General features: G+C 44.9%; 13 protein-coding genes. 8 read left to right on the top strand and 5 right to left on the bottom strand.

Features of this window, described 5'->3' with window-relative positions; genetic code table 11:
- Positions 1 to 31 precede the first annotated feature (31 nt).
- From AAH944_RS00340 to rsmI, 5 genes are read left to right on the top strand one after another with little or no spacing between them, the layout of a single operon-like run.
- Complete coding sequence (locus tag AAH944_RS00340) at positions 32 to 1477, top strand: aminotransferase class I/II-fold pyridoxal phosphate-dependent enzyme (protein WP_415535558.1); 1446 nt, start codon at positions 32 to 34, stop codon at positions 1475 to 1477.
- A 13-nt stretch (positions 1478 to 1490) separates the two neighbouring features.
- Complete coding sequence (locus AAH944_RS00345) at positions 1491 to 2336, top strand: DNA polymerase III subunit delta' (RefSeq protein ID WP_415535560.1); 846 nt, start codon at positions 1491 to 1493, stop codon at positions 2334 to 2336.
- On the top strand, positions 2329 to 3081 hold the full coding sequence (locus tag AAH944_RS00350) for a PSP1 domain-containing protein (protein WP_415535562.1): 753 nt from the start codon (positions 2329 to 2331) through the stop codon (positions 3079 to 3081). Before AAH944_RS00345 ends, AAH944_RS00350 begins: the two co-directional genes overlap by 8 nt.
- 2 nt (positions 3082 to 3083) lie before the next feature.
- A complete protein-coding gene (locus AAH944_RS00355) occupies positions 3084 to 3392 on the top strand; it encodes an initiation-control protein YabA (RefSeq protein ID WP_015042287.1) in 309 nt (102 codons plus the stop codon).
- A 15-nt stretch (positions 3393 to 3407) separates the two neighbouring features.
- The gene (rsmI, locus tag AAH944_RS00360) at positions 3408 to 4241 is read left to right on the top strand and encodes a 16S rRNA (cytidine(1402)-2'-O)-methyltransferase (RefSeq protein WP_415535564.1); all 834 of its coding nucleotides are present in this window, start codon (positions 3408 to 3410) and stop codon (positions 4239 to 4241) included.
- Positions 4242 to 4300: 59 nt separating this feature from the next.
- Here rsmI and AAH944_RS00365 read toward each other — a convergent pair whose 3' ends face one another.
- Complete coding sequence (locus tag AAH944_RS00365) at positions 4301 to 4567, bottom strand: AbrB/MazE/SpoVT family DNA-binding domain-containing protein (RefSeq protein ID WP_015042289.1); 267 nt, start codon at positions 4565 to 4567, stop codon at positions 4301 to 4303.
- A gap of 288 nt (positions 4568 to 4855) precedes the next feature.
- Here AAH944_RS00365 and metG point away from each other — a divergent pair, with 288 nt between their 5' ends.
- The 3 genes from metG (at position 4856) to AAH944_RS00380 (ending at position 8682) form a co-directional block, all read left to right on the top strand.
- Positions 4856 to 6853 carry a methionine--tRNA ligase gene (gene metG, locus AAH944_RS00370; RefSeq protein ID WP_415535566.1) on the top strand — a complete coding sequence of 666 codons (1998 nt, stop codon included), beginning with the start codon at positions 4856 to 4858 and terminating at the stop codon, positions 6851 to 6853.
- Entirely contained in the window at positions 6850 to 7647 is a 798-nt protein-coding gene (locus tag AAH944_RS00375; protein WP_415535568.1) for a TatD family hydrolase, read from the top strand. The genes metG and AAH944_RS00375 overlap by 4 nt, the downstream gene beginning before the upstream one ends.
- Before the next feature lie 396 nt (positions 7648 to 8043).
- A complete protein-coding gene (locus AAH944_RS00380) occupies positions 8044 to 8682 on the top strand; it encodes a B12-binding domain-containing protein (protein WP_415535570.1) in 639 nt (212 codons plus the stop codon).
- Between the two features lie 186 nt (positions 8683 to 8868).
- On the opposite strand, the gene AAH944_RS00385 is transcribed toward AAH944_RS00380, so the two are convergent.
- The 4 genes from AAH944_RS00385 to acsB form a co-directional block, all read right to left on the bottom strand.
- Entirely contained in the window at positions 8869 to 9474 is a 606-nt protein-coding gene (locus AAH944_RS00385) for a DUF3786 domain-containing protein (protein ID WP_415535572.1), read from the bottom strand.
- Between the two features lie 11 nt (positions 9475 to 9485).
- Positions 9486 to 9677: a CooT family nickel-binding protein gene (locus tag AAH944_RS00390; RefSeq protein ID WP_415535574.1), complete on the bottom strand. Its 192-nt coding sequence runs from the start codon at positions 9675 to 9677 to the stop codon at positions 9486 to 9488.
- Between the two features lie 73 nt (positions 9678 to 9750).
- On the bottom strand, positions 9751 to 11685 hold the full coding sequence (gene acsV / locus AAH944_RS00395; protein ID WP_415535576.1) for a corrinoid activation/regeneration protein AcsV: 1935 nt from the start codon (positions 11683 to 11685) through the stop codon (positions 9751 to 9753).
- A gap of 51 nt (positions 11686 to 11736) precedes the next feature.
- Entirely contained in the window at positions 11737 to 13863 is a 2127-nt protein-coding gene (gene acsB / locus AAH944_RS00400; protein WP_415535578.1) for an acetyl-CoA decarbonylase/synthase complex subunit alpha/beta, read from the bottom strand.
- Between the last annotated feature and the right edge of the window lie 24 nt (positions 13864 to 13887).

Raw genomic sequence — 13887 nt, forward strand, 5'->3', positions numbered from 1 at the left:
TAAAATGATACCTATTGTGGGGAGGAACCCGGTGGATTCACTGAGAAAAGGACTTGATGACTACTGTGGGCAGGGTATGATTTCGTTTCATACGCCTGGTCATAAAGGCAGTAAGGAACTACTGTCCGGAATGATGTTTCCGGATTATGATTTAACGGAACTTCCAGGGTTGGATATGCTCCACCATCCACATGGGATTATCGCTGAAGCACAGAAAAAAGCTGCGGAAGCTTATGGATCGGAAGAGACCTTTTTTCTGATTAACGGAGGTACTGCGGGTAACCAGTCTATGTTTGCCGCGCTGATGGCCGGCACGCGGCTGACAGACAGAAAAGTCCGAATTGACCGCAGGGCACACCGATCCGTTTTTGGTGCCTTGATTCTGTCGGGGGTTGTTCCCGAATATATTGCTCCGATTATTCATCCGGATTTTCATTTGGCTCTAGGAATGGATGCGGCAGAATATTCCGACGATCTGGCAGGAATTGGGGCACTGCATCTGACGAGTCCAAGTTATTACGGAACGGTCACAGATCTCAAAACAATCATCAAGCAAAGGGACGGGAATGCTCCGTTTGTTCCGATCCTGGTGGATCAAGCCCATGGCTCCCATTTGCAGGGAGAGCTGTTCCCTGCCGGTGCCGTAGCCGAAGGAGCAGACCTGGTACTCCATAGTTCCCATAAGACCCTCGCGGCGCTCACTCAGGCCGGGATGCTCCATGTACAGGGCAGCAGAGTTGACCGCACGTCCCTAAAAAAATCATTGGAATTTCTGCAGACTTCCAGTCCGAGCTATCTTTTGATGGCTTCTCTGGAAACGGCGCTTGAAGGATTAACACAGACACAGATCTGGCAGGATCTTTACGTGGAAGTATGTCTGCTGCACCGAAAACTGGAGGGACCTTTTCGGATACTTACAGGTAAGGACTCCGGGAAATATGGTATTTATGATGTTGATTGGTCCAAAATTCTGATCAATGTTTCGGGTTTGGGCTTGACTGCGTTTGAAGCTGTAGATTTTTTAAGAAAGGTATTCCAGATTGAGCCTGAATTATGGGACAAAGAAAATATTCTTTTTATGCTCGGCGCAGGCAGCAGGCCCGAGGACGTACGTCATTTGACGAAGGCGCTAGAATACCTGGTGGGCAAGTACCGTCGGCCGGCAGGACAGCAAAAGGAGCGAAGAACGGATCAATCTCAGAATTCTGCCAGATCAGGCTCCACTCTGCTTATCCCTCCGATGCATTTGACACCGAGGGAAGCATGGCTGGCAGCCAAGAAACCGGTGAAACTAAAGGATGCCCTTGGTTTAATTTCCGGAGAAACTATTTCGATTTATCCCCCCGGCATCCCGCTTATTGCAGGAGGAGAAGAGATCACCTCTTATGTGTTGGAATATCTGAACAGGGCCAGGGAGTATAATTGGCAGGGGTGGGATGGTTCGGAACGCGGAGAAATTCTCGCAGTGAATATTTAAGGTGGATAGGATCATGGGGATCAATTATACATTATTAACAAAAGCAGCGCTTGAAGGAAAACTGGCCCATTTTCTCTTATTTCACGGTAGCGGGATGATCGAAAGAGAAAGGGCTGTTCGAGATCTTGCTCTCATGTTAAACTGTAGAAAAGAAAACAAACCCTGCAGGGAGTGTCCGGATTGTAGAAAAATGTTATCCGGCAATCACCCTGATTTTCATATGATCAGGCCGCAAAAGACATCGATTGGCATCGAACAGATTATTCAGATTCAGGGGAAACTATATCGTAAGACCTATGAAGGGAAATTCCGGATATGTTTGGTTGACCAGGCAGACAAGCTTACGCTCCCTGCTGCGAATGCGTTGCTTAAATTGGCCGAGGAGCCACCAGATCATACGTTAATTGTCTTAAGTGCAGGAAATGCCGAGGGAATTATTAATACCTTAAGGAGCCGTGCTCAGGAAGTCTATTTCTCTTCACCGGCAGAAAGCGATTGGCTGGAGGAGACGGATGCTTTCCGGCTTAGCGGCGGAGATCCAGATCTGGCAAGGAAAATCCAGGAGGTTGGTCTAAGCCGGATCAAGAGCCTGTCGGGAAACTATCTGGAGGCCATCGAAAAAAAAGATTTCCTGAAAATGTTTGCGCTTTTTCCGATGGAAAGAGAAGAAGGCCAGCTTCTTCTGCAGGTCCTGGCTGTTGTCCTGAAAGAAATGGTGATTAAAGGGCAGCAGTCACCTCAGGTTCTTAAAGAAATTACACAAATGACAGAAGCCGTCCGCAGACAGGTTAATCACAGGCTGGCGCTGGAAGTACTGGCCCTAAAACATTTGAAATTGGGAGGAACCGATATTGGCTAAAGTTGTTGGTATTCGTTTCAAAAAAGCCGGCAAGATCTATTATTTTCTTCCCGGCAGCCTCGATATAAAGCCGAACGACGGTGTTATTGTGGAGACGGTACGGGGAATGGAATACGGTAAAGCGGTCATTTCATTAAAAGAGATTTCCGAAGAGGAAGTGGTATCGCCGCTCAAAGAGGTGCTGCGCTTAGCAACACCCGAAGATGAGGAAATCTATCAAAACAATGAGAAGAAAGAAAAAGAGGCTTTTCAGATATGCCTCAGAAAAATTCATGCCCATCAGCTTCCGATGAAACTGATTGATGTAGAATATACTTTTGATGGCAATAAGATTATTTTTTCTTTTACAGCCGAAGGCCGGGTGGATTTCAGGGAACTGGTGAAAGATCTGGCCTCCGTATTCCGTACCCGCATAGAACTTCGACAGATCGGGGTGCGGGATGAGGCGAAGATGCTCGGAGGACTCGGTTCCTGTGGCAGGGAACTGTGCTGCAGCTCTTTCCTGGGAGATTTCGAACCGGTATCGATCCGGATGGCCAAAGATCAGAATCTTTCGCTTAACCCGACAAAAATTTCCGGCATCTGCGGAAGGCTGATGTGCTGTCTTAAATATGAGAATAGCTGCTATGAATGCCACAACACATTAAATAAGGGACCCAAAGAGAATCGAATTTTCTCTGAGGTATATGATAAGGAGAGCCAAGAAGAATTGCGCAAACTTGTTGCCGAAGAAGCGGAGGAATAGAGTTGGGCCAGCTATATCAGGCAATTACGGAAGTTGAAGAAAATATCTCAACGCTTTTAAGTGAAGTAAAAAGCCTTAGACAATATGTTGAGTATCTGGAAGAAGAAAACGTCAAACTAAAAAGGCAGCTTTGTGCCGTCTCAGAGGCAGATACGGTCAGGGTACAGAAAAATGCAGCCAAAATCCAAAAGGAAGCACAGGAAAATCTCGAAAAGCTCTATCAGGAAGGTTTTCATGTCTGCCATATTTATTTCGGCGAACCCGTTGAAGGAAGCTGCCTTTTCTGCAATGCTTTTCTTCGTAAAGACTGACGACCGGAGGATATCATGCCGCAAACAGGGATTTTGTATGTCTGTGCCACCCCAATCGGCAATTTAGGAGATATTACGCTTCGGGTGCTCGAAACACTGAAAGCAGTCGATTTTATAGCCGCGGAAGATACGAGGCATTCGAGAAAACTTCTTGATCATTATCAGATTAAGACCCCTCTTTTAAGTTACCATGACCATAATGAAAAATCGCGTGCCGAGGAGATTGTTCGCTTCTTAAAAGAAGGAAAAAGCGGTGCGTTGGTCTCTGATGCGGGAATGCCCGGGATATCTGATCCCGGTCATATACTTATTGCCCGCTGTCAGGAAGAAAAAATCTGTGTTGACGTTTTGCCTGGCGCCAATGCTGCTTTAACAGCACTTGTTCTGTCGGGAATGCCGGCGGAGAATTTTCTCTTTCTGGGATTTTTGCCTTCAACAAAAACAGAGCGCAAAAAAATCCTGAGAAAAATGACCGAAATTCCTTACACCATTATTCTCTATGAGGCACCTCACCGGATCAAAGCAACGCTGGAAGACATTCTGGAGATTCTTGGGGACCGTCAGACTGCAGTAGCCAGGGAGCTGACTAAACTGCACCAAACGGTACACAGGGGTCTCGCAAATGAACTTCTGCAGGAATTCCGGCTTGCACCAGTAAAAGGTGAATGCTGTATTATTCTGGCACCTGCAGAAAAAAACATTGATCCCGGGGACCCTTCCCTTTGGATGGAGGACCTCCGAAAATTTGAAAAAGACGGCAAAGATCGCAAGGAAGCAATGAAAATGGTTGCTAAAAAATATGGTATGAGTAAAAGTATGATTTATAAGGCTTTTCTGGATCAGAAGTGACAAAATGGACAAAAAAAACAGGAAGTAACTATTTACCTCCTGTCTGGAAAGCCAGATGTTCAACCGGCTTTATTTTCTGAAGCAGCAGCTTCCCCCATTGCCGCGGCACATTCACGACAGACATTCTTCCCGCGGAATACTTGAACATTGGAAGCATTGCCACAGAAGACGCAAGCTGGCTCATACTTTTTAAGTATGATTTTTTCTTCGTCAACATATATTTCCAAAGCGTCTCTTTCATCAATTCCTAATGTTCTGCGAAGTTCGATTGGTAATACGACCCGACCCAATTCATCAACTTTTCTCACAATTCCTGTGGATTTCATAATTTTCATCCCCTTTCTCAACAAGTTTCGACATATATCATCCTAATGTTACCAATCATGCCTGAAAAAGTCAATAGGCGAAAAGTTTTAAAAACGCTTTTTTATCACAAAAAATATATAGTATATTCATGATATCCAAAATTATAATATTTAATTTGTCGAAACAATCTCATTGGCCTTGACAGTATTTCCTGAAGTTTCTTATATTAAGAAAATGCAAACAAAGCAAACCTTGAAACTGCTGATGATAACGAATTGTCTACCGTAAATAAAAGGAGGTCTATTCCTGTGAAATATTATATTACCACACCTATTTATTATCCCAATTCCAGTCCTCATATCGGGACTGCGTACACGACTATTGCGGCGGATGCGATGGCCCGTCTGCGAAGAATGAAGGGCGATGATGTCTATTTTTTGACCGGGACGGATGAGAATGCGCAAAAAATTGTACGGACTGCTGAAAATGCCGGGATGGATCCGCTTACATATGTTGACGGAATCGTCGATAAATTTAAGGAATTCTGGAGACTGCTTGACATTTCCAATGATGATTTTATTCGAACAACAGAAGAACGGCATGCCAAAGTCGTACAGCAAATATTTACAAGGCTTTATGAAAAGGGCGATATTTACAAATCTGAATACGAAGGTTGGTACTGTACACCTTGTGAAACTTTCTGGACAGAGAACAAACTTGTTGACGGAAAATGTCCGAATCCGGATTGTGGAAGACATGTGGAACTTCTGAAAGAAGAAAGTTACTTTTTCAGGATGTCCAAATACAGTGGCAGACTGCTGCAATATATTCAGGACCATCCCGATTTTATTCAGCCTGCTTCGAGAAGAAATGAAATGATCCGCTTTATTGAAGGAGGGCTTGAAGATCTCTGTGTATCGCGTACGACCTTCCAGTGGGGCATCAAGGTCCCTTTTGATCCGAAACATGTGGTCTATGTCTGGCTCGATGCCCTGATCAACTATATCTCTGCGCTGGGCTATCCTGACGGCGAAAAATACAAAACTTACTGGCCGGCCAATGTTCATCTTGTTGGCAAAGATATTGTCCGTTTCCATACCATTATCTGGCCAATTATTTTGATGGCGCTTGATCTTCCTTTGCCCGAGAAGGTTTTTGGCCACGGATGGTTCTTAAATAAAGAAGGTGGAAAAATATCCAAGTCAAGAGGAAACGTTCAGGATTCATTTCAGTTGATTCAGAGATATGGTGCTGATCCCATTCGGTATTTCCTGTTAAAAGAACTACAGTATGGGTTGGACGGTACCTTCTCCGAGGACGATCTGGTCGAAAAATTAAACAGTGATCTGGCGAATGATCTTGGAAATTTTGTGTCTCGCACCTTGGCCATGGTCGTAAAATACCGGAATGGAATTGTCCCAGGACCCGGAGAAGATACCGATCTGGAGAGGGAGATCAGAGATTTAAGCAGCAGGGTAAAACAAGGGACAGAAGAAAAAATGCTGGCCTGTGATACGGCGGCTGCGCTTGAGGTCATCTGGCAGTTTGTCAGCAGGTGCAATAAATATGTCGATGAGACAGCTCCCTGGAATCTGGCAAAAAGTGAGGATAATCAGGACAGGCTGGATACGGTGCTTTATACATTTATGGAGTGCATCAGGATCCTAGGTATTTTATGCTCCCCCTTTATGCCGGGAGTACCGAGAAAAATCAAACCCCTCCTGGGAGATACAGATTTCTTCAAGGACTGGGAACAGGCAGACAGCTGGAATGTTATTCAGCCGGGCACAGCCATCCGAAAGGGAGAAGCTATTTTCCCGAGAATCGATGTCTCCGCATATCTTGAGCAGGTCAATTCTGAAATAGAAAGGTGTGTCACGCAGGTGCAGGGGAATACAGACCATCAACAAGAAGTAAATCTAGAAGTCAGTCCTTCGCAGCCGGAAAATTCGCAGCACATGGCGGAGATGGCTCCGCTCAAGGAAGAAATCAGCATTGAAGAGTTTGCCAAAATGGATTTTAGGGTTGTTAAAGTGCTGCAGGCAGAAAAAGTAGAAAAAGCCGACAAACTGTTAAAACTGGAAGTAGAAATGGGTGGGGAGCGTAGAACGATTGTATCTGGTATTGCCCAGCATTACAGCCCCGAAGAACTTGTCGGCAAAAAGGTTATTCTGGTTGCGAATCTTAAGCCTGCCAAGCTCCGCGGAATCATGTCCCAGGGAATGATTCTGGCAGCGTCGCAGGACGGAGAGCTGGAGGTGCTTAATGTTCAGAAAGATCTTCCGACAGGGGCTCAGGTCAAATGATCTGGGATACGCATGCGCATTTAGAGGATAGCCAGTTTAGCCCGGACAGGGATGAGACCATTGCCCGAGCTACCGCAGCTGGTGTAACGACGATTGTAAATGTCGGCTCTACCGAAAAGACAAGTCAGGATTCGGTGAGGCTGGCTGAAGAATACCCGTTTATTTATGCAGCAGTAGGCATTCATCCGCACGATGTTGAAACTTGTACGGATAAAACCTGGGAAACGTTGTTCAGATTGGCGAAGAACCCGAAAGTTGTTGCCTGGGGAGAAATTGGTCTGGATTATTACAGGGACATTTCGCCACGGGATGACCAGCGCAAGTGGTTTATTCATCAATTAAAACTGGCCAATGAAGCCGGTTTACCGGTGATCATTCATAACCGGGATGCACACGCGGATGTTCTCCAAATTATTAAAAATCATCTTCCTGAGGCAGGCGGCGTTTTTCATTCTTATTCAGGCTCCTGGGAAATGGCAAAAGAACTTTTGGCCATGGGTTTTTATTTGTCTTTTTCAGGACCGCTTACTTTTAAAAATGCCCGTCATGCCCCTGAAGTCGCGGCGAAAGTGCCGGAAGATAGGTTCTTAATTGAGACAGATTGTCCGTATCTTACTCCTGAGCCCTATCGTGGCAAACGAAATGAGCCTGCTTATGTGTGTAAAGTGCTAGCCAGAATTGCGGCAATCAGAGGAATGGAGATCAGGGAAGCAGCCCGTCTGAGCAGTGAAAATGCCCGCAGATTGTTCAGAATGGATCAGCTTCAGTGTGAGGTAGGTAGTAATCTTCAGTGATCTGCAAACCGAACGGAGAGATGCATTATTCTGAAAATTTTGGCGGTTTTTTGTCAAAATGGTCATCTTTTCTATTGTGAATACTCCCGGTCTAATGGTAAAATATATAGTGTGTAGGAAAAATGCAAATACTAAATCAGATTAGACTCGTTCAAGTTTTGAGAGGGCTAATAATTTTTTTCACCATCTTGTAGATACAGCTATACACCGATAGCGGAAAGATGTGTTTTGAAACTGGAGTCTTTGATTAAAAAACACGTACCAGACAGGAGGAGTGCAAGATCTCTCGGTTACCGGAGGATATTATTTCAGTCCTAGAAACAAGATATTAGTATTAAGCGGATGCGAATTTTTTGATAATTGCTTTGCGTTATTAATTTTAAGGAGGAAATATAAATGATTGATCTGAAAGTGTTAACAAATGCCGTAGGTGACCTAGACGAAGATAAACTGATGGGGATGCTGAATGACTTTGTTGCATCAAAACCTACCGAAGAAGAGGCTCAGTCCGTCGTTACGGCCTGCCAGCGGGGGATGGCAAAAGTAGGCGAACTGTTTGAAAGCGGCGAATACTTTGTAGGCGATTTGATTTTTGCTGGTGAGCTCTTAACCCAGTCCATCGATATCCTGAAACCGGTAATCGGCTGCGACGAATCCGCCAAAGTAGGCAAGATCGTACTGGCCACTGTCGAAGGTGATTTGCATGATATCGGCAAGAACATTTTCAGAAGCATGTCTGAAGCAGCCGGATTTGAAGTCTTTGATTTGGGAATCGACCAAAGCCCAAGCGCCTTCATTGAAAAAGTCAAAGAAGTACAGCCTGATATCGTAGGGATGAGCGGTGTACTGACGCTAGCCCTGGAAGCGATGAAAAGGACGGTAGATGAATTGAAGGCTGCTGGTGTGCGTGACAGCCTCAAAATTATTATTGGCGGAAACCCTGTAACAGAAGAAGCCTGCAGGCAAATTGGTGCAGATGCATTTACCACGAATGCAGCCGAAGGTGTTAAGATTTGCCAGAGCTGGGTAAAGTAAATATCTGGTGTATAAGCCGAAGCGACCACGTTCAGAAAAGCTAAGGCGTTTTGGATGTTAGCAAGGTGATAAGGGAAATAGTCCGCTGGGACTGTTTCCCTTATCGCTGTTTGGAGCTGCAAAAAAGTTTCAATATAAGGAAGCGTCCTTGTCTAGCTTGTTTGGATTCATGTTATAATGATCTATTTACTTCGCAAGTTCCTTCAAAAAGCTTAGCGCAATATCGCAGACAACAGCATGATCTTCAGCATTAAAGTAATCTGGTGTATTGGCATCAAAAAGAATATTGGCTCCCGCTGGAAATTCCTCATCGCCGTTCCAGAGAATAAAGGTGACATAAATATTGTTAATAAACTGAAAACGATAACTTAGGTCTCCGTACGTTGTTTTCACTGCATTCTGCTTTTGCATCCCGCGTTCCAAGGCAGGAAAATCCTTGCCGAACATCCTGGCAAGCCGCATGATACAACGGCCGTAAAAATTCGGGTAGTAAACCTGTCCGCCCGAGACTTCCCGATAGGTGATGTCCCTTTGGGTAGGTGCTGTACCCTTGGCGTTGACCAGGTAACGCAGGATTAATGTTAGAACCGGAAAGTTTGTAATTTTGGCACCGTCAGAATCACAGATTTCCCCTGAAGGGTAGGAGACAAAATAAGTTGTGCCCATTAATAAAACACGAAACTCTTGCTTTTGCCTGTCATACGTTGCTCCCGATTTCCGGGATATTTCCACAGGGTCACAGTCTTTGAGTTTCGCGCGAATATATTCATAGTGCATAGGTGTATCAGGCACGTGCTATTCCTTTACGCTTTTTCAGTGATCAGGATTTTATGTTCCAAGAGTTTTATTTCCTGAATGATGCCGCTAATTGTTTTTTCGTCTCCCAATAAACCTGTTAAAAAGATCTTACCAGAGTCAACCTTCATGTTCGCAACATTTTCCATAACCATTTTCTCTCCATTAGGAGTCAGAACATAAGCGTTAGATTCACACATATTAAATCACCTTTCTTAACAGTTATTTTTATGCCTGTCAGACGGGGCTTCAATCCAGTTGCTTAGCATTAATTTAGACGATTTTTCGCTGGTTCTTAACGGTTGGGAATCTTTCAATTTCAGTGTGGGGAAGGAAACAGGCAGATATGAATTCTCCCATGTAGGAGCTGTCGGCACTGAGTTCAAGGTAAGTCATATGGGAGGCAATATCCTCGGCTTTTTTTCTGGCGTCAGTGCTTTGCAGAGTCAGATAACTGCCTAACAAGGAACTATTGCCGAGATATTCAAACTTTTCGACCGGAAGGTCCGGGAAAAGCCCAATCGTAATTGAGTTATTCATATTGATATTCGTGCCGATCCCACCAGCTATATATATTTTGTCTATTCCGGAATAATCCATACCCATGCTTTTTAATAATACGACCACGGCAGAGTAGACAGCACCTTTGGCCCGAATAAAATTTTCCAGATCAATTTCGGTAATCGTGATATCTTTGGGGATATGGTATTCTCTGCTGAAAGCCAGCACATATTCGCCGATCCCATATTCATCAGAACGGATACGGTGGGTTTTCAGATGGCGGTTCAGACGGCCCCGGCTGTCAATGATCCCTGCCTTGAACATTTCGGCTATGGCGTCGATGATCCCTGAGCCGCATAAGCCGAGCGGCAGTTGATTATCAATTGTATCTATAGTAGGTTCAAAAGTTTTTCTATCGATCTTGATATTTTCAATCGCGCCTGGTGCCGCACGCATTCCGGAACTTATTTCTCCGCCTTCAAATGCAGGTCCGGCTGAACAGGCACAAGTGAGCAAGAAGTCTTTATTGCCAAAAACAATTTCACCATTGGTACCTAAGTCCATAAAAAGAATATTTTGATCTTCCGACCACAGGCCAGAAGCGAGCACGCCGGCAGTAATGTCTCCGCCAACATAGCTTGATACTGAAGGCAATATGTAGATAATGCTTTCAGCATAAGCCTCTAATCCGAGGTCGCCAGCTTTAAGGTATTCAGAACTAAGGAAAGCGGGAATATAGGGATCCTTCCGCAAATAGTCCGGATAAACCCCGAGCATGAGGTGCATCATGGTTGTATTTCCTGAGGCGACGATCACGCTGATCGCGTCTTTGGAAATACCAATTTCCTGTCTCATTTTCTTAAGCAAAGGATTAATTGTTTCTTTGATAATTGCATTGGTTAATTCCTGTAAGCCATTTTTTTTGGTTGAGTGGATAATTCTGCTGATCACATCAGCGCCATATCTGATCTGGGCGTTTCCGGCAGAGGATTTGGCAATAATCTGTCCGTTATGAAGATCGACCAGAATGGCAGCTACAGATGTAGTGCCTACATCTATAGCTACCCCATACAGCTTGTCGGATGTATCTCCGGGCTCAATATTAATGACTCTGATTCGCTCGCTGGTTTCTGCGAAATACGTTACGGTCGCCTGAAAATCATTTTCCCTTAGAATATGAGGGATTTTTTTGAGGATAGGCAGTTGGCAGACGACTTTGTGATAAGCGCTGTTTTTAAGCAGATGTCTTTGGATTCTGTCCCAGTCGGAGAGGCAGTCATCAAGGCTTGGCAGGTCTAACTCCATATAGACCTTTTGAACTGGAGAGCTAAACAGAATATGATTCTTGGCAGCCATGTTAATAACGCTGTCGATGATATGCTGATCTTTTGTTCCAGCCAAATCTTCAACTTTCATACCGCTTAAGACGGACGTTTGGATCGCCGGTACCTCAACAGTGATATCACCGTTAATTTTGGAATTACATGCTAAAACAAAACCCTGTGCTAGTTCAGATTCAGTAATGTGATGGCTTTTACGAAAATTTACACTGCCTTTAAGAACCTTTAGCTTGCATTTGCCGCATGATCCGAGTCCATTACAAGGCGCATCAAGGAAGATACCAGCTTTGCGGGCCGCATCGAACAGCGTCTCACCTAATTTGGCAATCACAACGGTGTTTTCAGGCATAAATTTTACTTTAAACATGTTGCACCATACTCCTTCTGATAGGACAGTCCTATAACAGTACTGCTTAAACTACATCAGCGGATCCATTGTTAGTGCAGGGTGGCCTTTTTCACTTAGATACTCTAAGACTGCTTCGGACTCTGAAGCGATGGTTTCATCGCAAATCATATCGACAAAGTTATCAATTCCATACATTTCTTTCGCAGTTGCATTCAGTTTGTCAGCAACGAATTCCTTGAGTTCTTTCGGCATCCAGACAATACGTCCGGGACCGCCCTCAGCTGAGATGAATTTCTTAGAGGAAATAAACTGTCTGCCATGTCCCATAAATCCGGGAGTCTGAACGCCGCCGCCTGTCATGGAAGCCAGTTCGCCGAATGTCATACCTACCGGAGATACGCCGGAAAACTCTCTGTTCACGATGACAATGCCATTGGCTTCCGGCATTATGCCGGCGATACATTCAAAGCAGCCGCAGGAAGTCATCGGATCTTCCAGTAAACTATACAGCGTGATCTGGCTCAAAGCGCCTTGGGAGTGCCGTTCCACGGTTTTGTTGACTTCTTGCCAGATACCTTTGACGGGATCATCAACAAGACCTTTGGTAATTGGCTGACAAGGACCGGTTGGATCGAGCTCAAAAGTAGCTTTGGAATCAAGCCAGCTTACGGCGCCGCATAATCCTAGTCTTTCCGGTGTAACAATGCACACATGGGAAGGGGCAAAGGACTGGCAGAGAATACAGGTATAAAAAGTGTCGACACTTTCATCAGTCAGACTGGCAATACGTTCGTCTCTTGCTGCATACTTGGAAACCACCTGCTGGGCCTTTACTTCTTTGACTTTGGCAGCATCAGTGATAATTGTAATCTGACATTTATCCACGACTGCGCCAAACTCGTCCAGCATCTTGGCATACAGCACTTCACCAAAATGGCGTAGTCTGAAGCCTTTTTCGTAAGCATCCTTGCTGATACGAATCCAGGTGGTGTCTCTCTGGCCGACGTGCATGATGCCTTCAATATAGTTCATAAAATAGTGAATTCTTCTTTCCAGAACCGGTTCAAAATCTGAATGCATGCTCTTGCCGGCTACTTCGACGAGTACTGCCAGAGGCATTCTTCCGGGTACCTGCTGTACGGTGTCAATATCGTCACCAATGAGCACAATCTTATGATCCTCAATCTCACTGGCTTCTCTTTGCGTAACAAGCTCCCAGGAATCTGTTTTGCTGCCGCCGAATTCAACAAACATAGCATCTTTTCTGATTCTCTCTCCTTCAAAAGCAGCAGCAAAAGCAACCGGAATAGGAATTTCTGTGATCTTTATCTTAATGCCTCTGATCTCAAGGGAAGTTGCAGCCATTTTATCGTAATCTTTTTGGGTGATAAGCTTCATCGGGACTTCGGCAACATCCTGGTCGGTTACAACTGGGAAGCCAAGGTTAATCGCTGCTGCGCCTGCAGCAACTTTGTAATTGCTTAAAGGGCCTACGGCATTGATAAAAGCTTTCAATCTTTTATAGGTATAACGCTTGAATTCTTCCCAGTCGCCGGGGGTCAAGGCTCCGAAGATTAAGGCAGCGCGGATGGTTACCGTAACGACGTGGATTACAGAGGTCATGTTATAACCTAAAGGCATGACCCTGAACTCAAGTCCTACTTTGACCCCGCCTTCAATGGCCTGATTGATGACCTTACCGACAAGGAAGGTTAAAAGCCCTTTAGCTTGGTATTCTTTGATGACTTTGGCGGCTGATTCGGGGTCCGGAAACTCACCAATGATAACCGCCTGCCCCGGGATATCGTCCATTACGAGACCAACACCCCAGCCGCGGATAATCGCATCCGTCAGAAAACCCATGCACGGAGCTTCATAGGGCTTTTCGTCCATGACATACTTTAAAGCTTCAATAATTTCGGAAGAGACAGCAGCTGCCATACCGGCATTCTCTGCTTCTCGAAGCTGCTCTTTTTCCACAATAAGGCTTCTGACAAGGTCTAAAGCACCTTCAAGTTCTCCCAGGGTGCCTATTTTTTTGCCGGTAATGGCATAAATAAGGGACAGGGAGTAAGCGGTGTCCGGAAAAGCAACTTTATGCTCTCTTCCTTTTAAGGAGATTGCTTTTTCAACATATTCGGCAGCAGTATCGAGAGCCTGCTTGGCGCCTGCAAATATGGTGCTATATAAATTCATGTATATTCCCCTTTCCGTAGAATT

The sequence above is a fragment of the Dehalobacter sp. CP genome, from assembly GCF_047652685.1.
Lineage (GTDB): Bacteria > Bacillota > Desulfitobacteriia > Desulfitobacteriales > Syntrophobotulaceae > Dehalobacter.